This window comes from Psychrobacter glacincola (assembly GCF_904846075.1).
GTDB classification, from domain to species: Bacteria; Pseudomonadota; Gammaproteobacteria; order Pseudomonadales; family Moraxellaceae; genus Psychrobacter; species Psychrobacter glacincola_C.
On the sequence record NZ_CAJGZH010000001.1, the window covers coordinates 1,385,035 to 1,410,368 of the forward strand.

Annotated in this window: 20 protein-coding genes; 13 read left to right on the forward strand and 7 right to left on the reverse strand. The window is 43.7% G+C overall.

Annotated features, from left to right (window positions below; all coding sequences use genetic code 11):
• The first annotated feature begins 18 nt into the window (after positions 1 to 18).
• From msbA to JMW85_RS05890, 5 genes are all read left to right on the forward strand, one after another.
• A complete protein-coding gene (msbA, locus tag JMW85_RS05870; protein ID WP_227681677.1) occupies positions 19 to 1,806 on the forward strand; it encodes a lipid A export permease/ATP-binding protein MsbA in 1,788 nt (595 codons plus the stop codon).
• 85 nt (positions 1,807 to 1,891) lie between these two features.
• On the forward strand, positions 1,892 to 3,031 hold the full coding sequence (lpxK, locus tag JMW85_RS05875) for a tetraacyldisaccharide 4'-kinase (protein WP_201581188.1): 1,140 nt from the start codon (positions 1,892 to 1,894) through the stop codon (positions 3,029 to 3,031).
• A 36-nt stretch (positions 3,032 to 3,067) separates the two neighbouring features.
• Complete coding sequence (kdsB, locus tag JMW85_RS05880) at positions 3,068 to 3,880, forward strand: 3-deoxy-manno-octulosonate cytidylyltransferase (RefSeq protein WP_201581189.1); 813 nt, start codon at positions 3,068 to 3,070, stop codon at positions 3,878 to 3,880.
• 84 nt (positions 3,881 to 3,964) lie between these two features.
• Entirely contained in the window at positions 3,965 to 5,110 is a 1,146-nt protein-coding gene (locus tag JMW85_RS05885) for a DNA polymerase III subunit delta' (RefSeq protein WP_201581190.1), read from the forward strand.
• A 55-nt stretch (positions 5,111 to 5,165) separates the two neighbouring features.
• Positions 5,166 to 5,513, forward strand: coding sequence for a PilZ domain-containing protein (locus JMW85_RS05890; protein WP_045446052.1), 348 nt, complete (start codon positions 5,166 to 5,168; stop codon positions 5,511 to 5,513).
• Positions 5,514 to 5,813: 300 nt separating this feature from the next.
• Here JMW85_RS05890 and ppk2 read toward each other — a convergent pair whose 3' ends face one another.
• Both ppk2 and JMW85_RS05900 read right to left on the reverse strand, forming a co-directional pair.
• Entirely contained in the window at positions 5,814 to 6,827 is a 1,014-nt protein-coding gene (gene ppk2 / locus JMW85_RS05895) for a polyphosphate kinase 2 (RefSeq protein ID WP_265090728.1), read from the reverse strand.
• Positions 6,828 to 7,075: 248 nt separating this feature from the next.
• A complete protein-coding gene (locus JMW85_RS05900; RefSeq protein ID WP_201581191.1) occupies positions 7,076 to 8,635 on the reverse strand; it encodes an acetyl-CoA C-acetyltransferase in 1,560 nt (519 codons plus the stop codon).
• A gap of 577 nt (positions 8,636 to 9,212) precedes the next feature.
• Between JMW85_RS05900 and JMW85_RS05905 the strand changes: the two genes are divergently transcribed.
• From JMW85_RS05905 to JMW85_RS05920, 4 genes are all read left to right on the forward strand, one after another.
• Positions 9,213 to 10,613: a 3-oxoacyl-ACP reductase gene (locus tag JMW85_RS05905; protein ID WP_201581192.1), complete on the forward strand. Its 1,401-nt coding sequence runs from the start codon at positions 9,213 to 9,215 to the stop codon at positions 10,611 to 10,613.
• Between the two features lie 377 nt (positions 10,614 to 10,990).
• A complete protein-coding gene (locus JMW85_RS05910) occupies positions 10,991 to 11,908 on the forward strand; it encodes a MaoC family dehydratase (protein WP_055124219.1) in 918 nt (305 codons plus the stop codon).
• Between the two features lie 176 nt (positions 11,909 to 12,084).
• Positions 12,085 to 12,627, forward strand: a complete 543-nt coding sequence (locus JMW85_RS05915) for a beta-lactamase hydrolase domain-containing protein (RefSeq protein WP_201581193.1) — start codon at positions 12,085 to 12,087, stop codon at positions 12,625 to 12,627.
• Positions 12,628 to 13,060: 433 nt separating this feature from the next.
• Positions 13,061 to 14,473 (forward strand): serine hydrolase domain-containing protein, encoded by a 1,413-nt coding sequence (locus JMW85_RS05920; protein WP_201581194.1) that lies wholly within the window; start codon positions 13,061 to 13,063, stop codon positions 14,471 to 14,473.
• Between the two features lie 18 nt (positions 14,474 to 14,491).
• Here the strand turns inward: JMW85_RS05920 and JMW85_RS05925 are convergent, their stop codons facing one another.
• From JMW85_RS05925 to JMW85_RS05935, 3 genes are all read right to left on the reverse strand, one after another.
• Complete coding sequence (locus JMW85_RS05925; RefSeq protein WP_201553713.1) at positions 14,492 to 15,739, reverse strand: cation:proton antiporter; 1,248 nt, start codon at positions 15,737 to 15,739, stop codon at positions 14,492 to 14,494.
• Positions 15,740 to 15,948: 209 nt separating this feature from the next.
• Positions 15,949 to 17,835, reverse strand: a complete 1,887-nt coding sequence (ilvD, locus tag JMW85_RS05930) for a dihydroxy-acid dehydratase (protein WP_201581195.1) — start codon at positions 17,833 to 17,835, stop codon at positions 15,949 to 15,951.
• A 205-nt stretch (positions 17,836 to 18,040) separates the two neighbouring features.
• A complete protein-coding gene (locus JMW85_RS05935; RefSeq protein ID WP_227681678.1) occupies positions 18,041 to 18,802 on the reverse strand; it encodes a hypothetical protein in 762 nt (253 codons plus the stop codon).
• A 257-nt stretch (positions 18,803 to 19,059) separates the two neighbouring features.
• Between JMW85_RS05935 and JMW85_RS05940 the strand changes: the two genes are divergently transcribed.
• The 3 genes from JMW85_RS05940 (at position 19,060) to dusB (ending at position 23,028) form a co-directional block, all read left to right on the forward strand.
• Positions 19,060 to 19,500 carry an HIT family protein gene (locus JMW85_RS05940; protein WP_055124213.1) on the forward strand — a complete coding sequence of 147 codons (441 nt, stop codon included), beginning with the start codon at positions 19,060 to 19,062 and terminating at the stop codon, positions 19,498 to 19,500.
• A 318-nt stretch (positions 19,501 to 19,818) separates the two neighbouring features.
• Positions 19,819 to 21,864, forward strand: coding sequence for a BCCT family transporter (locus JMW85_RS05945; protein ID WP_087814377.1), 2,046 nt, complete (start codon positions 19,819 to 19,821; stop codon positions 21,862 to 21,864).
• 132 nt (positions 21,865 to 21,996) lie between these two features.
• Positions 21,997 to 23,028 carry a tRNA dihydrouridine synthase DusB gene (gene dusB / locus JMW85_RS05950; RefSeq protein ID WP_087814378.1) on the forward strand — a complete coding sequence of 344 codons (1,032 nt, stop codon included), beginning with the start codon at positions 21,997 to 21,999 and terminating at the stop codon, positions 23,026 to 23,028.
• Positions 23,029 to 23,078: 50 nt separating this feature from the next.
• Here the strand turns inward: dusB and JMW85_RS05955 are convergent, their stop codons facing one another.
• Positions 23,079 to 23,468 (reverse strand): DUF1622 domain-containing protein, encoded by a 390-nt coding sequence (locus JMW85_RS05955; RefSeq protein ID WP_087814379.1) that lies wholly within the window; start codon positions 23,466 to 23,468, stop codon positions 23,079 to 23,081.
• Between the two features lie 189 nt (positions 23,469 to 23,657).
• On the opposite strand from JMW85_RS05955, the gene JMW85_RS05960 reads away from it, so the two are divergent.
• A complete protein-coding gene (locus JMW85_RS05960; RefSeq protein WP_087814380.1) occupies positions 23,658 to 24,545 on the forward strand; it encodes an SDR family NAD(P)-dependent oxidoreductase in 888 nt (295 codons plus the stop codon).
• 370 nt (positions 24,546 to 24,915) lie between these two features.
• Here the strand turns inward: JMW85_RS05960 and JMW85_RS05965 are convergent, their stop codons facing one another.
• Positions 24,916 to 25,194, reverse strand: coding sequence for a peptidylprolyl isomerase (locus JMW85_RS05965; RefSeq protein WP_045446094.1), 279 nt, complete (start codon positions 25,192 to 25,194; stop codon positions 24,916 to 24,918).
• Positions 25,195 to 25,334: the final 140 nt, after the last annotated feature.

Here is a 25,334-nt window from a genome sequence, read left to right on the forward strand (position 1 = left end):
CCCCAAATTGAGGCTTTTATGAGCCAAGCATATCAACCTGACTCTGCAAAAACTGCTGCTAAAAAACTATCAGCAGAGCCGTCAAACATACCTAAACATAAGACCTTGCTGCGTTTGCTGAGTTATTTAAAACCATACTGGTGGGCATTAATGCTTACTGTGTTGGGCTTTGCGATTAATGCGGCGACAGAGATTTGGATTGCCAAATTACTTCAATACATCACCGATGCCATTAATCAGAACGATCAAAGCAAACAAGATTTATTTCCATTATTGATCATTGGTCTGTTTTTTGTCCGCGGTGTTGGTAGCTTTTTGGGTAATTACTATTCTGCTCTGGTCTCACGTAATTTGGTATATGAGCTGCGAGTGGAAGTCTTTAATAAATTGCTTCGTCTGCCAAGCTCTTTTTACTTAGCCAATCCTGCTGGTACCATTTCATCCAAGCTGATATTTGATGTTGAGCAAGTCACCGCCGCTAGTACAGACTCTATGAAGACGCTACTGCGGGATGGTTTGACAGTCGTCGCCTTGATAGGTTTCTTGCTTTATAGCAATTGGCGTTTGACGTTGATTTTATTCGTTGTGCTACCGCCAATATTGTGGCTTATTCGCATCGCCTCAAAGCGTTATCTAAAGTTGTCTAAGGGTATTCAAGAGACGATGGGTGATGTCAGCCATATTACCAATGAAGTGATTGGTGGCTATCAGGTTGTCAAAAACTATGGCGGTCAAGCATACGAAGCCGCACGCTTCGATAAAACATCGAAAAAGAACTTACGCCAAGGCATGAAGGTCGTGGTGACCAACAGTATCAATACGCCAGCAGTACAGCTGCTAATGGCTGTCGCCATGTCAGTTGTGGTGTGGCTCGCACTACGCCCATCGGTGATTGACAATATCTCAGCGGGTGAGTTTATCTCATATATTGCCGCTGCAGGTTTGCTCAGCAAGCCGGTACGCTCATTGACTGACATCAATCAGAAACTGCAAAAAGGTATCGCGGCAGGTGAGTCTATTTTTGCCTTGTTAGATGAGCCAGAAGAAACAGACACTGGTGTGCTTAGCCCTGCTTTGACGGGCGAAATCAAGCTGGATAATGTCAGTCTGATTTATCCTGACTCAACGGTCGCTTTGCGTGACTTTACGTTAGATGTAAAAGCGGGTGAGACGGTTGCATTGGTAGGGCGAAGTGGTGCTGGTAAGTCATCTTTAGTAAACTTACTGACGCGCACCTTATCGACCTCTTCTGGGCAAATTACCTTGGATGGTATACCGATTGAAGACATTAAGCTTGAGAGCTTACGGGCGCAGATTGCGATGGTCAATCAACAAGTAGTCCTGTTCAATACCACGGTATTTAACAATATTGCTTATGGTGGCTTAGCCAATAAAACCCAAGCTGAGGTTGAGCGCGCCGCAAAAGATGCCTTTGCTCATGATTTTATTATGAAAATGCCAAACGGCTATCAAAGTGAAATTGGTGCTGAAGGTTTGCAGCTGTCTGGCGGGCAGCGTCAGCGCTTATCGATTGCTCGTGCGCTATTAAAAGACGCGCCGATTTTAATTTTAGATGAAGCAACCAGTGCGTTAGACAATGAATCAGAGTATTACATTCAGCAAGCGCTTGATAATGTGATGAAAGATCGTACCACATTAGTCATTGCACATCGACTGACCACCATTGAATCAGCCGATCGTATCGCCGTGTTAGACAGCGGTCAAATCGTCGAGTTGGGCACGCACGATGAGCTTATGCAATTACAAGGTCATTATGCGCAAATGTATGAACGCGACTTTGAATAAAATTATCGGACTATTCTTTGAGCAGCTTTGACGTTCAAATCGTGCTAAGTTCAAGTTTAGCTGAATAGGTAAGTGGTCAATTATCATGAGTATTGAAACGACAGTGACGCGTGCCTGGCAACGTCAAGCCGCTTGGCTATGGCTATTGCTACCTATTAGTTGGTTGTACGGACTTATCACCACGCTGCGTCGTCAAGCTTATAAAGCTGGGCTGTTAGCAAGTTATCGTGCGCCTGTTCCCGTTATGGTGATCGGCAATATTAGCGTGGGCGGTAGTGGCAAAACACCATTGATTATTGCTTTGGTTGATTATCTACAAGAACGCGGAATAAAGGTAGGAGTCATCAGCCGTGGTTACGGTGGCGACACCAGTCAAATGCCCGCTTTGGTCGATGCCGCCAGTTTGCCCAACGTGGTAGGGGATGAGCCTTGTTTGATTGTCAATATGACAGATGCACCCATGGCAGTATGTCCCGATCGTAAGCAAGCAATTATGACCTTGTTAGCTGCCCATCCTGACTTGCAATTCATTATTGCCGACGATGGCTTGCAGCATTATGCACTGCAACGTGACATTGAATGGATTGTGGTCGATTCAGAACGGGGCTTTGGTAATCAGCAACTCCTGCCAACAGGGTTTTTACGTGAACCCATGTCGCGATTGCAGGGTGCAACTGTCATCTACCATGAGCCACTAACAACAGATTCAGTGGACAATAATAAAGATAATAGCAATCTGTACCGAGCCCATCGTTTGACAATGCATCTAGAAGCGGATGCTCTGCAACTCTTATGGCAACCTACTTTATCTTATTCTCAAATTGATGCCCCTAAAAAGGGTTGTAGAGTGCATGCGGTGAGCGGTATTGGTTATCCGCAGCGGTTTTTTGATACTTTAAGTTCGCTAGGCTTCGATGTCGTTGGACATGCTTATCCTGATCATTATGATTTTGAGTTGGCGGAATTATTGCAGTATACCGAATATCCAATCGTAGTCACCAGTAAAGATGCGGTAAAAATAAGAGCGTTGCTATCGAAAGCTACTACTGATAAAGCGCTAAATAATGAGTATCAAACGCTGATAAACAGACTATGGGTACTGCCAGTAACCGCCGAACTCTCTGACAGCTGTTATGATAATCTGCAGCAGCAGCTAAAAAAGCTAGGTATCGATATCGCAAACGATAACAGTACCAATAATAATACCAAAGCAAATAATAGATGATGCTTTAAACCGTATAAAAATTGCTATAGGAAACCCATGTCGTCAGTGATTATGCCCGCCAAAACTCATATTGTTATCCCTGCTCGTTTTAAGAGCACGCGGCTGCCCGGCAAGCCATTACTAGAGATACATGATAAGCCGATGATTCTTTGGGTTGCTGAAAAGGCGCAAACAGCGCACTTCGCTGATGATATGTGTATTGCCACGGATGATGACGATATTGCCAAGATATGCATAGATGCAGGGTTTGATGTGGTGATGACCAGTAGCGAGCATGCTTCAGGCACTGACCGTTTGGCAGAAGTTGCCGCCATTAAAGGGTGGGCTGACCATGATATCGTGGTCAACATGCAAGGCGATGAACCGTTAGTGCCACCGTTATTATTGGAGCAGGTAAAGGCGCTTTTGGTCGCAGACAGTGATAGCGTGATGGCGACTTTGTGTGAGCCTATCGACGACTATGAGACTTTTATGCGTCCATCAGTGGTTAAGGTGGTCAGTCAACACTCTAATGACTTGCAACGTGCGCTTTATTTTAGCCGAGCACCCATTCCTTGCGACCGTGATGTCGTATTGTCCAATGATGGTCATAGAAACCCACCAAAAAATGCTTATCGTCATTTAGGGTTATATGCTTATCGCGTCCGTTTATTGCAGCAGTTTGTGCATTGGCCGCAAACGCCACTTGAGACACTTGAGAGCCTAGAGCAGTTACGCGTTTTAGAAAATGGAGCGCAGATTGCTATTGCAGTTGCCGCTTGTCATCTACCTGCAGGGGTCGATACCCAAGAAGATTTAGACCGCTTAAATGCCATGAGTTTGACTGAATTTCAGAGCCCCATTGGATAGATAGCCTAAGCAAAAATATTTCATCTAAAGCGTCATGAACACGCTATATCCTGAATAATCAAGCGAAGTGATAGGACGTTAGCTATGAGTGATAAGACGCAAAATACAGGCACAATGGATACTACAGACCACATTTATTTCGCCGCGTTATTGCCATGGCAGAAAAATCTGTGGTCGCAATTGACCAAGCGAGTTTTGACATCACAGCAATCTTTGCCACATGCGCTATTAGCTGCTGGTATGCAGGGTATGGGCAAGCGGGCTTTTGTATGGCGTTTGGTCGCTTGGCTATTATGCCGTAAGCGTGATAGCCATCCCACAGGGGCTTGCGGCGCGTGTGAAAGTTGCCAATGGCTAAGATCTGGCACGCATCCAAGCTTACAGGTATTGCCACTGATCAGTATGCCGATCAGTGCAGATAGTGCAGATAGTGCTGATAATCAAGAAAAATTAAGTAACGCTGCAAAGGATAAAAAATCATCCAAAACAGCCAATAACAGTGCTCTTAAGATTAAAGTGGATGATATCCGCAACTTGCAGCCTTTTATCTACCAAGGTGGTCAAGGGATGCGTATCTGTGTGTTAGACCATGCAGAGCAAATGACGATTGCTGCGGCCAACGCGCTACTCAAAACCTTGGAAGAACCACAAGCTAAAGTCCATTTGTTTTTGATCAGCGATACTCCAGCACAACTACTGCCCACCATTAAAAGTCGGGTGCAGCAGTTGCCATTACAGACCATTCAGCCTATGATCGCCGTTGACTATGTGACACAGGCACTTGGCTCTACGGTCAATCGTGAAGCGGTCGGAACGGCTGCGATTGAGCAGCTTATCCAATTGGCAAATGGCGCACCTTTGGCAGCGATAGCCATGGCACAAGCGCCATGGTATAGCAAACGTGCGCTATGGTTGACGACGTGGCAGGCATTGCGTAGTGGTAAACGTAGTAGTGTGGCAGCCAGTGACTATTGGCAAAACCAACTGAGTATCACGGAATTTATTCAGCTTTCTGAGCTGATGCTACTTGATATGCGCCGTCTTTACTTAGGGCTTAATGAGCTTCAAAAAGATGTCAATCTATCCGCTGCCTTAGAAAAATATCCACCTGATAATAATGGCCTCGCACTTTTTTCTAATAGCTTACAGCAGACAAAAATCGCTCTGCAACAAAATGTGCAAGAAAAATTTGCCTATGATAAGCTAATGCAAGAATTGGCTTGTTTATAAGAAAATCTGCCTTGATAGCAAATAAAAATACCAAACTTAATGAAGGAAGCTGACTATGGCCATGCCAGGACGCGGCGGGATATTAACCTGCCACATTGAAAATATCGAAATGTTATATGCCAGCTACTTGTCCTTTGTCAGTAATGGCGCATTATTTGTGCCATCCAATGACGCTCAGCAGCTAGGTAACGAGGTATTTATCGCCATCACTTTACCCAATTCTAGCGAGCGTTTGCCTATGAATGGCAAAGTGGTTTGGATTAACGCCAAAACTCAAGGTGGTCGACCGGCAGGTTTTGCGGTACAGATTGGAACTGATATTGCAGGTCAAAGAATTAAAAACGAAGTTGAGCGATTATTGGCGGGTAAAATAGATGGTTTGCAGTCCACCTATACCATGTAATTATTTATTGTACTTGTAATGGTTTTGATGAATGTTAGACGACTATTATTCAACAAACAGTATAAAAAAAGCCACCTTATATATCGATAAGGCGGCTTTTTTTATGAGCATAAGACTAGGGCGTGTCTTCATTTTAAAAATGGTGATAAAAATTGCCGTCAAACAATGAAGGTAATGCCAATAATATCGAGATATCAATAAGCTGTTTGACTATCCTTGGCAAAATGTAGCCATTATTAGCCAATTTAGAGGACAATCGATTGAATTGAGGACACGGCTTACGTAAAACCAGCATATCTTTTAATAGCGCGGTGGCACATACATATCATCTGGAATAGGCTCACGGTAGTATTCGTCATCACGTTTACGATCGGGTAATTCTACTTCATCACGTGGCACTTCCTTATAAGGAATTTGTTCGAGTAGATGAGCAATACAGTTTAGCCTTGCGCGTTTTTTATTGTTACCTTCAACCACCCACCAAGGTGCTTCAGGGATATGCGTTCGCTCAAACATGGTCTCTTTAGCCTTGGTATAGTCTTCCCAACGGCGGCGTGACTGTAAGTCCATGGCTGAGAGCTTCCATTGCTTGAGCGGATCATGAATACGGCTCATACAGCGTGAATGCTGCTCATCATCAGTGATCGAAAACCAGTACTTCACCAAGCGAATACCTGAGCGTACTAGCATACGTTCAAACTCAGGCACCGACTGAAAAAATTCTTCATACTGTGCATCGGTACAAAAACCCATCACACGCTCAACCCCCACACGATTATACCAACTGCGGTCAAACAGCACAATCTCACCAGCAGCAGGCAAATGGGCGACATAACGCTGAAAATACCATTGTGATTGCTCACGTTCTGTCGGTGCAGGTAGGGCAGCCACTCGACACACACGAGGGTTTAAGCGCTGCGTGATACGCTTGATAGCGCCACCTTTACCCGCCGAGTCACGACCCTCAAATATGACGACGATACGCTCACCGCGATCAACGACCCAGTCTTGCAACTTAATAAGCTCGCGCTGTAGCCTTACCAACTCTTGAAAGTACATACGCCGATCAAGTCTTTCTTGCTCACTCATTTCGCGCCCATCAAAACGAAAATCACGCACATAATCATCTATCTCGTTTTCTAGCTCTTCATCATAAGTATCGATGAGGTCTTCGTGCATTTTACGCCGCAACTGATCATTAAAAACCTCCTTATCCATACGCTCGATAAAACTGTGTTGCTCAGGTGAGCTAAGTTCCTGACGCTCTTGTGGCGTGAGGGATTTGGGATTGATGGACGAAGGTATCTTACCCATAAAAAACTCCTAATCAGTGTTGTTATGATTTTTATTGGTTATCCTCTTACTTTAGCATAACTACCGATAGAGCTATGCGTTGGCTACGTTTCATTATTGTGTTGTTAGCAAGACCATGACTATCATCCAGTTTTGAGTAGTGAATGGGCATAAAAAAGCACCCTCTAATCCATCGATTAAAGAGTGCTTTAAAGTATTCATGCTAACTATTGACTGATAATACCAATCAAATAATAGCAGTCAAAGAGTTATTTCTCTAAGATACAAGTCACGCCCTGACCACCAGCTGCACAGATAGAGATTAGTGCACGACCTGAGCCTTTTTGATCCAATAGCTTCGCTGCAGTGGCTAGGATACGACCACCCGTTGCGGCAAATGGATGACCCGCAGCTAACGACGAGCCATTAACGTTTAGCTTGCTACGATCGATAGAGCCTAGTGGTGCATCTAGTCCTAGACGCTCTTCACAGAATTTTTCATCTTCCCAAGCAGCTAGTGTTGATAACACTTGTGATGCAAAGGCTTCATGGATTTCATAAAAATCGAAATCTTGTAGTGTTAGACCTGCACGCTCAAGCATACGCGGTACGGCATAAGCAGGTGCCATTAATAGGCCTTCTGTGGTGCCAGATTTACCAATGAAATCAACGGCGGCCGTTTCTTGATGAACGATATAAGCCAATGGCTTAAGACCACGCTCTTTTGCCCACTCATCGGTTCCTAATAGGACACAAGAGGCACCATCCGTTAACGGTGTAGAGTTGGCTGCTGTCATCGTTGGGTTGGCGTTCTTTTTACCAAACACAGGCTTTAATTTAGCCAGTTTTTCCAAAGTGGTATCAGGACGCAAGTTGTTATCGCGCGTCAGACCTTTGTATGGAGTGATTAGGTCGTCAAAGAATCCTTCATCATAAGCGCGCGCTAGGTTTTGATGACTGTTAAAAGCAAGCTCATCTTGTGCTTCGCGGCTGATATTCCACTCAAGAGTGGTGATGGCTTGATGGTCGCCCATTGATAGACCAGTGCGTGGTTCACCGTTTTGTGGCGAATCGATTAAGTCTTTTGGATTTAGACCCATTAGTGCTTTTAAGCGTTGTTTGTTGTCTTTAGCCGCGCCCAGTTTGATCAGTACTTTACGTAGACCATCACCAATCGCGATCGGTGCATCAGAGGTCGTATCTACGCCACCAGTAATCGCTGAATCGATAAGACCCAGTGCGATTTTATTGGCAGAAGCAAAAGTCGCTTGCAAGCCAGTACCGCAAGCTTGTGAGATATCATAAGTTGGCGTATGTGGGTTGAGCGCTGTGTTAAGTGTGGCTTCGCGAGTTAGGTTGATGTCACGGCTTAGTTTCATGACGGCACCAGACACCACTTCACCCAACACTTCGTCTTGTAGATTATAGCGTTCAATCAAGCCATCTAATGCAGCTGTCAACATGTCGGTGTTGCTAACGTCAGCGTATGAACCGTTCGAGCGTGCAAACGGAATACGGTTGCCACCTAAGATAGCCACACGATTTTGACCAGCAACGGCTTTTGTTTTGCTGGTTTTTTTGGCGGCAGACGCTGGCTTTTTCGTAGTAGAATCTGGTGATTTATCATTCGCCTCTGTAGTGCTAGCAGACTCTTTATTACTAGAAGACTCTTTATTAGACATGTCTGTAGCTGTCGTGCTTTTAGCTTTTTTAACAGCCGTTTCTGTTTTGGCGCTGTCTGATTTATTATCAGTAGATTTTGACGCACTGGCTTTGACCACTGTGCTTTCAACAACAGGGCTATCAGGGTGATTGTTTTTATTACTCATAATATTATCCTTAAAAAATATGGGCAGAAGAAAAGAGGGTAACAATAGTAAAGCTAATAATAAAAATGATTACATTAAAAAATTCAATAATCGAAAATAAACAAGAAGCAAATATTATCACTTATTACGCAGCATAACTGTTTATGATAAGACGTTTTTACGACCTTACTGTATATCTTTGGCAAACTATGTGACGCTTATCTAAGGTCGGTATCAGCTTTGAAAGATATCAATATGACTTTCGTAGACTGGCTAGTATCGATTATTGGCATTGCATAACGATAGATTTGATAATATATTGTTATCGATAATTGCATTTGCTATAACTTATAGGTCTGATTTTAGCACAATGTGGTGATTTTTAAATCCAGAAAAAGTGACCGCCTTGTATACTGAGTTGTTTACAGATTGTTGTAGACATTATCGGTTTTTGGACTTGTTTAAGATGGCAGTGTATAGTTAGGCCAGCTTTAGACTCATTTACTAAATATCAATAATTATGAGGTTATTGAGTCTATATAATAGGCACATTACATTTATTACTATTATTCTAACCGTTCGTTATAGGGATTATATTATGTCAGACCGTTATGGTGATTTTGTTCAGTCTTCTATTGGCAAAAAAGTGGCCAAAAATTTAGGTTTACCGTTACCTGTTACTCTTGATCGCTTCGAAAGCGGTGAGCCTTTAGTACGTGGTAGCGTATTGGTTGGTCGTGCTAATGGCGATGATAAAAGCGTCAGTGAGTCTGTGGCGCGAATTTTGTCAGACGTACATGCTGATGTTTATGTAAACAGCAGTGATGATATCAAAGATGCCCTTGCTGATGCAGGCGTTGAAGCAAAAGCCAATACGGGCGGCGATGATAAATTTAAAGTTTTGTTGTTTGATGCCAGCAATATTAGCAATGCCGATCAATTAAAAGAAGTGTATGAGTTCTTCCATACTGTCGCTCGTCGTGTAGAAAAGTCTGGTCGCGTCATTATTATTGGTCGCCCACCAGAAAATATCACTGACATTGATACAGCTTTGGCTCAGCGTGCGCTTGAAGGCTTTGTAAAGTCTGTCGGTAAAGAGTTCAAACGCGGTATTACGGCACAGCTTGTTTATGTGGAAGACGGCGCAGAGCAAAATCTAGATTCGACTTTACGCTTTTTCACCTCAGCTCGTTCAGCTTATGTCTCAGGACAAGTCGTACGCGTTAGTAAGGGTAGTAACGTTGATGTCGATTGGACACAGCCTCTTGGCGGCAAAACCATGCTGGTGACTGGCGCAAGCCGCGGTATTGGTGAAGCAATTGCTCGTGTATTGGCTCGCGAAGGCGCTCACGTTATCTGCCTCGATGTACCGCAGCAACAAGCAGACCTACAAAAAGTCGCTAGCGAAATTAGTGGCTCAGTATTGACCGTCGACATCACCAGTGATGACGCTGGCAAACAAATCGCCGAAGCCGCACAAAAGCGTGGCGGATTAGATTCAATCATCCATAATGCTGGCGTCACTCGTGATAAGACATTGGCAAACATGGACGAGAAAAAGTGGGACATGGTTATCGATATTAACCTAGGTAGTATTGCTAGGCTGAACCGCTATTTACTAGACAACGATGTATTAAAAGACAATGCACGTATTGTTTGTGTGTCATCGATTTCAGGTATCGCTGGCAACTTGGGTCAAACCAACTATGCCACCTCTAAAGCAGGGGTGATTGGTTTGGTGAATGCCACTGCCAAGCAGTTAGAAGACAACGCCAAAGGCATGACAATCAATGCCGTTGCTCCAGGGTTTATTGAAACGCAAATGACAGAAGCCATTCCATTTGCTATTCGTGAAGCGGGTCGCCGTATGAACTCTATGAGCCAAGGCGGCTTGCCAGTAGACGTGGCTGAGACCATCGCATGGTTTGCATCACCTGCTTCTGGTGGCTTAAATGGCAACATCGTTCGCGTTTGTGGTCAAAGCTTATTGGGTGCTTAACATCACTTTATAAGTAAGTGTCAATTATAAGTAAGTGTCAATTATAAGTAAGTGTAGATGATGATTTAGATTATGATAAATAGCTGATATTAATCAGTATTTTCAATTTTCCTCACATATGCTTACGAAAAAATTGCTCATAAATCGTAATAAAGCTGCCCAAGGGTGGCTTTTTTATGATAAAAACACAGAGAACCAGTAGCCAAATTGTTTTTTGCTGTGAGAGTTGCTTACATTGTCTAAAACCACGCCTATGAATTGTGCCTAATTTAGGCATAATACTGGTGGCATTGCTCAATGATAGGCTGTAACCAATAATGTCATAGCATCTTTAGATACACCAAGAAAATTTGCTCAAGCCCCACTTAGGATTTATTATGTCAGACAAACATTATGATGCGTTGCCGAAAGCGCATACGACCTATGCCAATATCGTTAAAAGTTTATTGCCTATTGGTAATAACGGCAAAATCAGTAAAGACCAATTGCCGCAGGCGACTTACTATGTGGACGATTTGCACATTGACCAAAGTAACTTAAACGATTATCGTAAAATTTGTGGTTTTGCAGATAATGGCAAAGTACCCATTACTTACTTCTCAGTGCTGTCTCAAACGCTGCAGATGAATATGATGGTTAAAGAGCCATTTCCATTTGCTATGTTGGGTCTAGTGCACGTCGATAATAGTGTGACTCAGTATCGTCCTATCGGTGAGCGTGAAACGGTTGCTATGTCAGTCACCTTTGATAATTTGCGTGACCATGCTCAGGGTCAGCAGTTTGATTTTGTGACGACGGTCAAGTCAGAAGATAAGGTGATTTGGGAAGGTACTTCGACGTATCTATCACGTAGCAAAAAACCCATCAGCAGCAAAGACAAAAAAAGCACTCCACGTCCAATAACGGTTAAGCCATCAGTCAACCCAGAAGGCGTGCATAGTATCTTTGAAGTGCCAGAAGATATCGGTCGTCGTTATGCTTTTGTTTCAGGTGACTTTAACCTTATTCATCTTCATCCATTATCTGCGCGTGCGTTTGGCTTTCCTAAAGCGATTGCTCACGGCATGTGGTCAAAGGCCAAATGCCTTGCTATGATGGACGAGTTGCCAGATGCGTGTACGGTTGATGTGTCATTTAAACTGCCTATCTTTTTGCCAGCCGAAGTAGAGCTGATCGCTGATCCGGTAGCTGCACTTAAAGACACAGACGATACCTGTGAGTTTGGCTTATTTAGCTCTAAAAATGACAAGCCGCATTTGGCAGGTACGGTTAAATTACAGAGTGGCAATGAGTAAAAGCCAGTAGAACAACTGTCATTTAACTAAAAAATATCTCAATATGGTCGATTCGTGATAGAAAAGTGATAGCGTTAACCTCGCTTGAAGTATTGCTTATACATCGACACGCGGTTGCTTTGTACTTATTTTAACTGGAATTGACCATAGTAAATATAACGAACAAATTTATAATTATGACTTCACATACCGCCGTACCAAACTCAGATCAACTGAATCATTCAGTAGCTACTGACACAGTATCGAATGCTGGCAATAGCGTTTTAGACAATGATGTTGATCTTAGTACTATTCTTGAGCCTTATTTTCGTCCTGACGACACTACCATTGTATGCGGTGCACTCAATGACGAAAAAGTGGTTGCCTTAGCGAACGCTGGGGTTGAGCTAGTGATTAACTTACAGCCAGATGATGAATTGAGCTTTGATGAAGCCGCAGCGGTCGAGCGAGCTGGCATGCACTATGAGCATCTGCCTATTAACGGTGCTGCAGACTTAAAGCAGCTCAATATATTGGCATTTGATAATATATTGCGCCAACATCATGGCAAAAAAACAGCAGTGCATTGTGGCTCAGGCAATAGAGTAGGTGCCGCAATGGCGCTACGCGCAGGATGGTTACGTGGACGTAAAATGGACACCGCTATGGAACGTGGGCGCAGTCATGGATTAACGAAGCTTGAGCAAGAAGTTCATAATCGTCTGTTGGTACCGCGCTAAGACATAAAGATGACAACGTATTATTAAGCAGCATTGCATGACAGAGAGGCGACCACTAGGTTGCCTTTTTTATTAAGGCGCGTTGTTATTTTTAAAATGAGGATAAAAGTTCTAGGGCGTGTCCTCATTTTAAAATGGTGATAAAAATGAGATAAATTGGCGTCAAACAAGGAAAGTAGCGCATATAATATCGAGATACTAAGAAGCTATTTGACGATGTTTGGCAAAATTTAGCTATTTTTAGCCCGTTTAGAAAGTAATCGATTGAATTGAGGACATGCTCTAAGCAAACGAAAAAATAACGAGTTAGTATTGAGATATTGAACAGTTACGCCTTAGCAAATAATGTATTTTTTATCATATGAACACTTAATATTAAGGGCTAAATAGTTCTTACCGTTTAGCTATTTTATAGAAATGGAGCAGGGTAGCCATGATCGATAATAATAAAACCACGCAGATTTTTGATCAACAGATAAATATAACGTTGCAACAACGTTTGCAGCAAATACTCACCGACTTACAGCTAGATGATGCACCAGCAGGGGGTGCCGTGGTTGTCTATCAGGCAGGAGAATGTATTGCACAGGCGAGTGTAGGGATGGCACGTCCAGAGATGCCATGGCAGCCTGATACTTTGGCGATTAACTTTTCGACGGGTAAAGGTATATTGGCGACGCTTGTACATATATTGGTTTCGCAGCAGATGCTTGATTATGACCAGCCTATTGCCCATTATTGGCGTGCATTTTCTGCACAGAATAAAGGGAATATTACGCTACGTAGCGTGATGTCGCATCAAGCCAACTTATTCTCAATTCAGAGTATCGATGCGGATAGCGAAACTTTGCTTGATTGGGATCAAATGCTCAATAAAGTTGCTGCCATGCCAATCACAGCATCAGACCATGGCGAGCTATATGACAGCGCTTATAGTGCTCTGGTCTATGGTTGGGTGTTGGGCGGTCTGATAGAAGCCGTTACGGAAATGTCTTTAGCTGAGGCATTGCGCCATTATCTTACTGAGCCTTTAGGTATTGCTGATAGTTGCTATTTTGGTGTACCAGAGAATAAAGTCAACCAAGTAGCAAGACTCGCCAAAGACTTCGAAGCATCAAATGAGGCTGGCTCACAACTGCGTCATAAACGTCATAAACCAACGCTAAAAGCTGACTCACAAAGTACTTTACGTACTTATGCTAGTCTGCCTAGCTACACTTGTTGGCAGCAGCTCGCCTTAGTTGATATACAAGCGGCAGACCTAAGTTCAGATGATGAGCAAAATACTTTACCGATACTAGACACGGCTCATATTAATCGTTTGTACTTCAATACCAGTCAGCTTAATCTAAAAAATTATAAGGCGGCACTCATACCTGCTGGCAAACAAGCAATCGATTATCACAGTCGTGAGACATTACAGGCGATTATTCCAGCAGCAAATGGTGTCGCTTCAGCTCAGGCATTGGCCACCATCTATGCGATGTTAGCCAACGGCGGAACATGGCAAGGACACACGTTTATTAATAGCGCCACTTTTGAGCAACTATCCAAACCGCAAGTCACAGGGCTAGATGCCGTCATGCCAGCAAACATGGATTGGCGCTTGGGTTATCATCGGTTATTTAGTCTTTGTCAGCATATAGACAGTGAAAAATTTGATGCAAACAAGCAAGGATTTGGGCATATGGGCTATAACGGTTCAGTGGCTTGGTGTGACACAGAGCGTCAGTTGTCATTTGCCTTTATCCATAATTTTGACACCACGATGCTGAATGATGTCCGTCAATTTGCACTAACGGAAGCGGTACTTAACTTAGTCGATTCAGAGCTTTCAAAGCGCTAGATAGCTCTATCGATAAGGTTAATGTGATTTATTCGGCGTCATTTTAAGCAATTTTGTGGCGCTAAGACCATGAATAAAGATTGACGCCAAAATGACAATTGAACAGACGACCCATAGCTTAAGCGCATCTTCATCACCGAAAAAACCTTGGTTGAGCGCATAAGATAAATAATATAGCGTACCAATGCCACGGATGCCCAAAGCAGAAATGGCATACTTTTCAGTGTGTGGCATGTTTAGTCCTGATAAAGCAATAAACCCACCAATGGGACGTATCAACAAGAGGAAAGTGAAGCTGACGATGTAAACACGCCATGTCAGCTCAACACCCGACTGCAATCCTTGACCAAGAAACATGCCGAAAGTGACCAGCACTAGAGACATGAGTAAGCCTTCTGATTGTTCTGCAAAATCATGGAGCTTGTGGTGATAGCTATGCTCATGCTCTGAGCGGCGAAAGGCAAATGCCGCGATAAACACGGCGATAAAGCCATAACTATGTACAAATTCGGCAAGTCCATAAGCCACTAACGTTAGTGCAATGACCACATAGCCTTGAGAAATAGTGGTGTTTTGGCTGTATTTTGAAAATACCAGCTTGGCCATAATTTTACCAACGACAATCCCCACCACCAGCCCAGCACCAATTTTCCATAAGACATCATGAGTGAACCATGACCAGAGCATCTCGAGGGTAAAGGAATTGCCTTGGCTAAAGGCTTCCGCTATTTTTATGGCCAAATAAACAAATGGGAAAGCCAGTCCGTCATTCAATCCTGCTTCTGAGGTCAAAGTAAAGCGCGGTGTATCTTCGCGACCTGTGTTGGGTGGCCCTACTTGAATACTAGAAGCTAAGACGGGATCGGTTGGAGCTAGTACTGCGCCCAGCAATATAGCGGCTCCCAGACTGAGACCAAATGCATAGTAGCCCAGTACCGCCATCGCAAAGATGCCAATCGGCATGGTAATAAGCAACAGACGCACGGTCGGTCGCCACAATTGCCAAGACAGCTTCGTATCAATTTTAATACCAGCACCAACCAAGGATACGAGCACCACAATTTCGGTTAATTTTTCGATAATTAAGCCGTTATTCATAGGGTCTAAAAATGATAAGGTCGTCCACCAGTAGCCCATCAGCAGCCCAAAGCTGACCTGCAACATAGGCAAAGAGATAGGCGTGCGCTTAAATATAATGGGGAATAACGCCCCCAGTAAAAAAGCGATACCGCAGACCAATAAAAATAAATTGTAGTTTTCAATCATAAGGTAGGTGCACGCTGTTATGTTTATCTTAAAAAGTTAGAATAAGGCCATATTTACTAGTCCATTATAATGACGCTAAAAAATAATGATTACCGCAAAAAATCGTTATCAAAACGACATATGCGTTGTTTTTTGGTGAAAAAAAAGCCTGCATAGCGCAGGCTTAATAGATTTTTACCAATATACTTTAACGATTAATAATTTAAGGCCTAGCGCTCAACTTGACTCACGTCACGTACCGCACCGGTATCGGCACTGGTAGTCATGGCAGCATAGGCACGTAGCGCAGGGGTCACATGACGGTCACGGCTTACAGGCTTCCACGCATCGCGGCCACGAGCTTCCATTGCTTCGCGGCGAGTGGCCAAATCGGCATCACTGACTTGCATGTTAATCGTACGATTAGGAATGTCGATATGGATGGTATCGCCTTCTTCAACCAGACCAATTGCGCCGCCTTCCGCTGCTTCTGGGCTGGCATGACCGATTGATAGGCCTGAGGTACCACCAGAGAAACGACCATCGGTGAGTAGGGCGCATTCTTTACCCAAGCCTTTTGACTTGAGATAAGTCGTTGGATAGAGCATCTCTTGCATACCAGGACCGCCTTTAGGGCCTTCATAACGGATGATAACAACATCACCTGCGACAATATCATCAGCCAATACCGCGGCAACTGCGTCATCTTGTGATTCAAATAATCGCGCACGACCAGTAAATACTAGGATGCTGTCATCCACACCTGCGGTTTTGACTGCACAGCCACGCTCAGCGATATTGCCATACAATACGGCCAAACCACCATCTGTAGAATAGGCATGTTGGGCACTACGGATACAACCTGACTCACGGTTGACGTCGAGGTTTGACCATTCTTTTGATTGTGAAAATGCCTCAGTGGTACGTATGCCACCCGGTGCTGCAAGGAAGCGTGCGCGAGCCTCTTGATTATCAGGATTCATGATATCCCACTTATCAATCGCGGCTTTCATCGTTGGACTATGGATGGTCGGTACGTCAGTCTTCAGTAATCCAGCACGATCAAGCTCGGCCAATAACGCAAAGACACCGCCAGCACGATGCACATCTTCCATGTGATATTTTTGCGAGGCAGGGGCGACTTTTGCAAGGCAAGGTACACCGCGACTTAGACGATCGATATCTGACATTTTGAAATCGACTTCTGCTTCGTTAGCAGCCGCTAACAGATGCAAAATAGTATTGGTTGAGCCACCCATCGCGATATCTAAGGTCATTGCGTTTTCAAAAGCCGCTTTGCTAGCGATGGAGCGTGGCAATACTGAATCATCATCTTGCTCATAGCGACGTTTGGCAAGCGAGACAATGGTGCGTCCTGCTTCTAAAAACAGCTCACGACGTAATGAATGAGTCGCTAGTAGTGAGCCATTACCCGGTAATGCCAAGCCCAACGCTTCGGTTAAGCAGTTCATTGAGTTGGCCGTAAACATACCAGAGCACGAACCACAAGTTGGGCAAGCTGAGGCTTCAATAGCGGCTACATCTGCATCACTAATGCTGTCATCAGCGGCATCCATCATCGCATCGACAAGGTCAAGCTTACGAATCGCACTACTGTCACTACCATCGGTATTATGGCTCTTACCAACTGTGCTGGCTAAAATTTTGCCCGCTTCCATTGGGCCACCTGAAATAAACACTACTGGAATATTGAGGCGCATCGCAGCCATTAACATACCCGGTGTGATTTTATCGCAGTTAGAGATACACACTAGTGCATCCGCACAGTGAGCATTGACCATGTATTCTACAGAGTCAGCAATTAGGTCGCGGCTGGGTAGCGAGTACAACATACCGCTATGACCCATGGCAATACCATCATCGACTGCAATGGTATTGAACTCTTTGGCCACGCCGCCTGCTTGTTCAATCTCACGTGCGACCAGTTGCCCCAAGTCTTTTAGATGCACATGGCCGGGTACGAACTGGGTAAATGAGTTGGCGATGGCAATGATTGGTTTGCCAAAGTCACCATCAGTCATGCCAGTCGCACGCCATAATGCGCGCGCGCCTGCCATATTACGGCCGCCAGTAGAGGTTTTTGAGCGATAATCCATGTGATGTTCCTTACAAATAGGCGAGGTTTGTGAAAATGTGCACCCTCAATTTTAATATTGATAGTGTGCTTTTTATAAAATGCGAGGACTAGTGAATAATACTAGGTCGTTACCATACCATTAGATATGAGTCACTGAAAACTACTCATTGATAATGCCAAGTCAATAGTAGTCATAACATCGTAAGTATTTGGAAGATAAGGTGTTATTCGACGCGCTCTACTATCGCCGCCTCAAACCAAGGTAGCTCTATTTTGTCCGCTTCCAATTTAGCGATAACCACTAACGCATGAGTCGCTGGCAAGCATTGATAATCAGCGTTTGCTTCAATACGAAGTAGTTGCTCATTGCCTTCAGCTTGTTCATCTATACTGATTAAGGTTTGCTTATTATTTTTGTAGAGTACATCGATACGACCAAAAAACTGCCAATCTTTAAAAGCGGCTGTAATAGCATCTGCTTCATTCTGGGTATAAAGTTGTTGGGTGTCTTTGCCCGTATTGGTCCAATGCAAGCGTACGGCTAACTGCAACGCTTCGCTAAAAACCACCAATGAACCGATGATTTTGACATGCCAAGGGCTGATGATTAGTGCTTCGTTAATACCAATCAGCTTGGATGCTTCACGAGCGCTCATGGGCGTATTGAACTGTGACAGTAGGGCAGGTGTGAGCGGATTTGCTTGCTTAATCGCATCATTTAAACTGTCGTAATGATATAAGAACGGTAATGGTAAATCCTGTGTGACCGTCTTTTTAGTGATTTTGCAATTGTGTATCTTCCAACCAATCGTCTTGTCGCTCAGTACTTCGGCCAGAATGAGCGCGTTAGGCTCAATACTTTGAGTGGGGGCTTGAGTCTCATTTTCAGTCTCAGTGCTGCTTGGTTGTTTTTCATTATTGAACACAGAGTCAGCTGTGACAGACGTTTGCGCTGCTTGAGCAGGTTCTGTATAAATGTTACTCATATTTGATTGAGTCGGCAAAGTAGACGAATCCATAAACGTAGTGTTGTTAAAGTAGAGGGTTAATATAACATTTAAAGCGCCTGACTCGCCAACCAAATTAGTGAGCTACCGCGATTAGCTTACGTATTGCGAATTTTTAATAACGAGTGCTATCGCAACTTGTGCTTAAACGACATTTCGTCCACTATATTACAGGCTATTCCATTCCTTATAAAAGCTGTCGAGTAACCAATAATCAAACAAGTAAAGGAAAAATAATGACCCAAGCCAATGAGCAAGCTGCGTATGACGATAACAATATCTTTGCCAAAATGCTAAACGGTGACATCCCCTATCACAAAGTCTATGAAGATGATAAAACCCTTGCCTTTATGGATATAATGCCACAAGCAGAGGGGCATGTGCTGGTGATTCCTAAGCAAAAAGCCGTTGATTTGGCGGATCTTGAACCAGAGTATGCCGCCGCGGTGTTAATGACCGCTAAAAAAGTTATGCAAGCACAGCGTCAAGTATTTGCGCGTGAAGGTATTATTCAGATGCAATTAAATGGTAGCGAGGCGGGTCAAACCGTTTTTCATTATCACGTGCATCTCATTCCATCGAGTATTCATGAGCTCGGTCGACATGCAGTGACCCAAGCTGATCATACAGAACTGGCTGAAACGTCAAAGCAACTTGCTGCTGCCATTACTATTTAGTAATAAAAAAACGAGATATTGTCGAATTAACAAGCAAAACGTAAATTGTTCCAGAATAAAATAAAAAGGTCGCTAACAAGCGGCCTTTTTTATTACTTGGTAATAGTCATGTAACAATCGTTAAAGTCATGTTACAAGTTGGGCGCTTGTCTGGGGTTTTTGAGCATAGTGTGATAAAAATTGTATTTGTTTAATAATAACTGATGCATTTTCGCCTTTGTGAGTCACTTTTTATAAAAAAGGCACTGCTCCTTCTGATTATTAATCTTGATATCGAAGATTATTTTTCATTGCTACTTTTTGGGGATATCACTTTCTATGAGTAAATTACCTCGCTCCACTATTTTGTTGCCGGTTTTTGTGCCGGCAGCAGCGATTATGCTGTTATTGGTGATCGGCACAGCCATCAACCCTGACGCTGCTGGCGAGCTGTTCAGCAAAGTGCTGGCATTTACCACCGACACTTTCGGCTGGTTTTATATGTTGGCAGTCGCCATATTTTTGATGTTTATTATCGCCTTGGCATTTTCGCCTTATGGCAGTATTAAATTAGGCCCTGACCATGCGGAGGCTGAGTATAAGTTTCTGGAATGGTTCGCCATGCTGTTTTCCGCAGGCTACGGTATCGCGCTATTGTTTTATGGCGTAGCAGAGCCGGTATTGCATTTTGCCAGTCCGCCACTTTCCACGCCGCAGACGATTGAAGCTGCCAAAGAAGCCATGCAAATTGCCTATTTCCATTGGGGTTTTCATATTTGGGCGATTTATGGCGTAGTAGGTTTGTCGCTGGCGTATTTCTCTTTTCGTCATGGCTTGCCATTGTCGGTACGCTCAACGCTATATCCATTAATCGGTGACAAAATCTATGGCCCTATCGGACATACTGTTGATGTGTTTGCGATCGTGGGTACGATGTTCGGTATCGCCACCAGCTTGGGTCTGTCGGTGGCGCAAATTAACGCGGGTCTAAATTATTTGCTACCAGAGATGGTGCCAGTTAATACGACGGTGCAGGTTATTATCATTGCTTTAGTAACAGCAGCTGCCTTGGTTTCCGTGTTGGCAGGTATGGACAAAGGCGTCAAGCGCTTGTCTATCTTAAACATGGTATTAGCAACGGCACTCATGTTATTTGTCTTTATCGTTGGTCCGTCGATTTTTATTCTCAATGCTTTCATGGAAAATACGGGCAGCTATCTGGGCAATATCGTTGAGCGTACTTTTAGCTTACAAGCGTACCAATCGAGTGATTGGATCGGTAGTTGGACACTATTTATTTTTGCATGGACAATTGCTTGGGCGCCTTTTGTGGGTCTGTTCATTGCCAAGATCAGTCGCGGCCGCACCATTCGTGAGTTTGTATTGGGCGTCATGTTAGTGCCAACGCTATTTACCTTCTTTTGGTTTTCAGTGTTTGGCGATACGGCACTGCATATGATTATGGTCGATGGTTACGACGCGCTGATTAGCGAAGTGCAAAACAACCAAGCGATTGCGTTATTTAAATTGCTAGAGAATTTACCATTCACGCAGATTGTCTCGTCATTGACAGTACTGTTAATTATTACTTTTTTTGTGACGTCATCGGATTCAGGGTCATTAGTGATTGACTCGCTCGCCGCAGGTGGACGTAGTGATACGCCTTGGTGGCAGCGCTCGTTTTGGGTGGTAACCGAGGGGGCGGTCGCGGCGGTTCTACTTATCGCAGGCGGTCTAAGTGCACTACAAACAGCAGCTATCGTTAGTGCTTTACCGTTTGCAATCATTATATTGATTTCGACATTTGGTATGTGGCGCGCACTACGTATTGAAGGACATCGCAATCAAAGCCTAGCCAATGACAATCATTTGCCGCCGCATCTACTTAAGCTCGACGCATGGCGTGATCGTATTGACTATATCACCAATCAACCAACGCGCGAAAAAGTGCTGGGTTATATCAAAGGTACGGTTTTATCATCGATGCATGAGGTGGCAGAGAAATTTGCCGAAACAGGCTGGTTGCCTGATGTAAATTATGATGAGGTCAATAACCGTGCTGTATTGGAATTAAGACGCGGTGACAATGTAGAGTTCTGGTATGAAGTTCGTTTGTCAGAGCATGAAATTCCTGACTATTATACGGAAGATATGGCCAATGAATTACCACAAGAGCACCATCATCGTGCTGAGGTGTATTTGCGCCGTGGTGGTCAAACCTATGATTTATATGGCTATCAATCAGAGTCGGTGATTAACGATATTATTGATCAGTTCGAAAAATACCTACACTTCTTAAATGTGTCGCCAGATAGTTTGCCGTGGCGTATGCAGGAGCATGATGAGGACATCACACTAGAACAGGGCAGTGTGTTTGATAAGTAAGGGTACACTGTTGAAAAAGTCGTGTTTCTTAATGCAAGTTATTCATGTTAATAGCTTGCAATATGCGTACGATTCCTTAGAATAACGGCTTGTTTTTATTATCTTATTTTAATTAATGGCAAGCCGTTTGTTATGTCTACTGATTCTCCTGCTTTACCGTCGTCTTTGCCAGTATCTGACCATCCATTATTGCAACCATTGAATATCGGTGGCCTGACGATTGAAAACCGCCTCATGGTTGCTCCTATGGCTGGCGTGACGGACAATCCTTTTCGGCGTTTATGTAAATCCTTTGGTGCCGGTCATGCGGTGAGTGAAATGATTATCGCTGACACGGCGCTTTACGCGCGCAAAAAGTCCTTGTATCGTGCCAATTTTGACAATGAAATTGCGCCTATATCAGCGCAAATTGCAGGGGCTGAGCCTGATAAATTAGCAGAAGCGGCACGTTATCAGATCGATAATGGCGCGCAAATTATTGATATCAATATGGGCTGCCCTGCCAAAAAAGTTTGCCGTAGGCTGGCAGGTTCTGCACTGTTGCAAGACGAAGATTTGGTTGCCCGTTTACTAGATGCGGCGGTAAATAGCGTAAATGCCCCCGTGACCTTAAAAACGCGATTGGGCTATGAGAATGGTCGTGAGAATATCTTGCGTGTGGCGAAGCGCGCTGAGCAAGCAGGTATTGCAGCGATTGCCATTCACGGACGCACGCGCGAGGATATGTACACTGGCGAGGCGCGTTATGAGCTGATACGCGAAGTTAAAGAAAGTATCAACATTCCCGTCATTGCCAATGGCGATATCGATAGCGCGCAAAAAGCCCAGCGTGTCTATGAGTTGACAGGCTGTGACGCGGTGATGATTGGGCGTGCTGCCCAAGGACAACCGTGGATATTCCGCGATATCGAGCATTTCTTACGCACTGGTGAGAGTCTTGATGCACCGAGCGTCAGTGAGATAAAAGAGATCGTATTGGCGCATTTGCAAGAGCTATATGACTTTTATGGTGAGTACTCTGGCTGCCGTATCGCTCGCAAGCACATTGCTTGGTATACCACAGGCATTCCTAATTCTAATGCTTTTCGCCAAGCAATGTATGGTGAAGAAAGTACCGCTGGACAGTTTCGCGTGGTCGAAGATTTTTTGCAGGCGCACGGATAGTAAGTGAGCAGAGGGTTCATGCTAAGCGTTTGTTAAATAATAAAAAAGCTTTAAGGCTCGTCCACTTTAGCGGTACTTGGTTCTTTTTTGAGTGCGGTATTTTCTTTTTGCCAAGGGAATTTGCCTTCTAATTCTACTTGTAGTGACAAGCTCAAAAAAGTCCGAATGAGTACGATAAAACCTAGTACTAGGACGCTGCGTAACGTCGGTTCTGTGACGACAGTCGCCATAATATCAGCGGCGATGAGGACTTCTAATCCTAACAAAATAGATTTACCGACGGTTTGTCTGACTTCGATATAGGTCTCATGGTTAAACCCACTGGTTAGGCGAATCCCTCGATAAAAAGCAAAAAACAGTCCAAAAAACATAATAAGTACGCCAATGACCTCGACTATCTTAGCAATTAAATCAATGTAATGAGCTAGAGTTGCAATCAAAATAGATACTCCTTATCGATGCTCGGTGAAAAGCGTAAGTCTGAAAAATACTGCGATTATACGTTTATCGATCCTTATGATCGGCAAATTATCTGGCTGAGACGGCGGTTTTGTTCACTTTAAGCCATAATTTTTTGCTATGCTGTAATCGAACATTCATAGGCATAGAAACAACAAAAAGGATTTTTTATGGCCAATCCCTCAAAAAAAGCAATCAACAAAGCGGTCAAAGATAAGCATATCATTATCACAGGGGCATCAAGCGGTATTGGTGAGCGTACAGCATATTTACTTAGTGAATGCGGTGCGCATGTTATCTTATTAGCACGTACCGAAGACAAACTAAAAGCCGTTAAAGAAAGTATCGAGGAGCTTGGTGGCAATGCCAGTTATTACCCTTGTGATTTGACCAATATGGATGATATCGAAAAAGTTAGCACGCAAATTTTGGCAGATTTCGGACATGTTGATGTCTTGGTCAATAACGCTGGTCGTTCAATTCGGCGTTCGGTTCACGAGTCTATTGATCGTTTCCATGATTTTGAGCGTACTATGGATATCAATTACTTTGGCGCGGTTAAAATAGTTCTTGGGTTTTTGCCGAGGATGATTGAACGTCAGACTGGTCAAATTGTGAATATCTCATCGATTGGCGTATTGGCAAACAGTCCGCGTTTTGCCGCTTATGTTGCCTCAAAATCGGCATTGGACGCTTTTAGCCGCTGCTTAGCTGCTGAAGTGAAGGGCGATAATGTGACGATTACCAATATTTTTATGCCATTGGTGCGTACGCCTATGATTGAGCCTACTAAGTTATACCGTTACATGCCTGCATTAATGCCTGATGAAGCCGCGATGATGGTTGCCAAAGCGATTGTCCATAAACCAAACAGTATTGCCAGCAACATGGGTAAATTTGCGTCAGCTACTTATTCACTGGCACCAGCAATCAACGTTGGTATTCAGTCGATGGGTTATCGTATTTTTCCAAGCACCCGCGCTGGACTGACTACCGATAAGAAGCCAAACCTTGCTCAGCGTGCTTTTGCCAGAATACTGCCTGGTGAGCATCATTAGAATAGGCTGTATATGAGCCTTGATTTAGAATAAAAAAGGACGCTGCGGTGTCCTTTTTTAATGCCTTAAAAATTATTATTGTTGATATAAAATAGGAGAGAGGGCAGTAGCAGCCTTTTGTTCTTAACGCTTTATTATGATCAAAACCTATTTATAAATGTCTATCATCATCACTTTTATGGGAACTAAAGTGTCTTCAACTCAAATTTAGATATGACACGGACATTAGATCATAAGTCGTTTTGGGTCATAAATGAGTCAATCATGGCAGCTCAAATCGTGATTGCCATGATGTTAGATCCTGTATGAGTCAGGATAATGTTTAAGGCATATGTCAGTCGGCTTATAATTAAAGCTCCGCTCCTAATGCTTATGTCCTGTAGAGTACTTTGACCACATGCCAGCCAAATTTGGTTTTTACCAAATGTGGGGTGAAGAGTTTGCCGCTGAAGCAGATTTTGTCAAATGGCGGTACCATGTCGCCTTGTTGAAACTCACCTAAGCTGCCGCCTTTTTTACCTGATGGGCAGGTTGAATGTCGTTTCGCCAGCACATCGAACTTAGCGCCTTTTTGAAGCTTGGCAATAATGTCTTCAGCCTGCTCTTTGTGTTTTACTAAAATGTGTAATGCGCTAGCTGTACGAGCCATAATGTAAACCTTTCATAAAATATCAATTATCGGGGCATTATATCACGGCTTATCTTGGTTGCTAACTTCACTTGTATGCGCTACTTCTTCAAAAGCCATTATCTACACAGGGACTACTATTTGGATGAGAATCAGTGTCT

Excerpts from the sequence above, each read along its gene's own strand:
- msbA (WP_227681677.1), top strand. The coding sequence starts at position 19 with ATGAGCCAAGCATATCAACCTGACTCTGCAAAAACTGCTGCTAAAAAA.
- lpxK (WP_201581188.1), top strand. The coding sequence starts at position 1,892 with ATGAGTATTGAAACGACAGTGACGCGTGCCTGGCAACGTCAAGCCGCT.
- kdsB (WP_201581189.1), top strand. The coding sequence starts at position 3,068 with ATGTCGTCAGTGATTATGCCCGCCAAAACTCATATTGTTATCCCTGCT.
- JMW85_RS05885 (WP_201581190.1), top strand. The coding sequence starts at position 3,965 with ATGAGTGATAAGACGCAAAATACAGGCACAATGGATACTACAGACCAC.
- JMW85_RS05890 (WP_045446052.1), top strand. The coding sequence starts at position 5,166 with ATGGCCATGCCAGGACGCGGCGGGATATTAACCTGCCACATTGAAAAT.
- ppk2 (WP_265090728.1), bottom strand. The coding sequence starts at position 6,827 with ATGGGTAAGATACCTTCGTCCATCAATCCCAAATCCCTCACGCCACAA.
- JMW85_RS05900 (WP_201581191.1), bottom strand. The coding sequence starts at position 8,635 with ATGAGTAATAAAAACAATCACCCTGATAGCCCTGTTGTTGAAAGCACA.
- JMW85_RS05905 (WP_201581192.1), top strand. The coding sequence starts at position 9,213 with ATGTCAGACCGTTATGGTGATTTTGTTCAGTCTTCTATTGGCAAAAAA.
- JMW85_RS05910 (WP_055124219.1), top strand. The coding sequence starts at position 10,991 with ATGTCAGACAAACATTATGATGCGTTGCCGAAAGCGCATACGACCTAT.
- JMW85_RS05915 (WP_201581193.1), top strand. The coding sequence starts at position 12,085 with ATGACTTCACATACCGCCGTACCAAACTCAGATCAACTGAATCATTCA.
- JMW85_RS05920 (WP_201581194.1), top strand. The coding sequence starts at position 13,061 with ATGATCGATAATAATAAAACCACGCAGATTTTTGATCAACAGATAAAT.
- JMW85_RS05925 (WP_201553713.1), bottom strand. The coding sequence starts at position 15,739 with ATGATTGAAAACTACAATTTATTTTTATTGGTCTGCGGTATCGCTTTT.
- ilvD (WP_201581195.1), bottom strand. The coding sequence starts at position 17,835 with ATGGATTATCGCTCAAAAACCTCTACTGGCGGCCGTAATATGGCAGGC.
- JMW85_RS05935 (WP_227681678.1), bottom strand. The coding sequence starts at position 18,802 with ATGAGTAACATTTATACAGAACCTGCTCAAGCAGCGCAAACGTCTGTC.
- JMW85_RS05940 (WP_055124213.1), top strand. The coding sequence starts at position 19,060 with ATGACCCAAGCCAATGAGCAAGCTGCGTATGACGATAACAATATCTTT.
- JMW85_RS05945 (WP_087814377.1), top strand. The coding sequence starts at position 19,819 with ATGAGTAAATTACCTCGCTCCACTATTTTGTTGCCGGTTTTTGTGCCG.
- dusB (WP_087814378.1), top strand. The coding sequence starts at position 21,997 with ATGTCTACTGATTCTCCTGCTTTACCGTCGTCTTTGCCAGTATCTGAC.
- JMW85_RS05960 (WP_087814380.1), top strand. The coding sequence starts at position 23,658 with ATGGCCAATCCCTCAAAAAAAGCAATCAACAAAGCGGTCAAAGATAAG.
- JMW85_RS05965 (WP_045446094.1), bottom strand. The coding sequence starts at position 25,194 with ATGGCTCGTACAGCTAGCGCATTACACATTTTAGTAAAACACAAAGAG.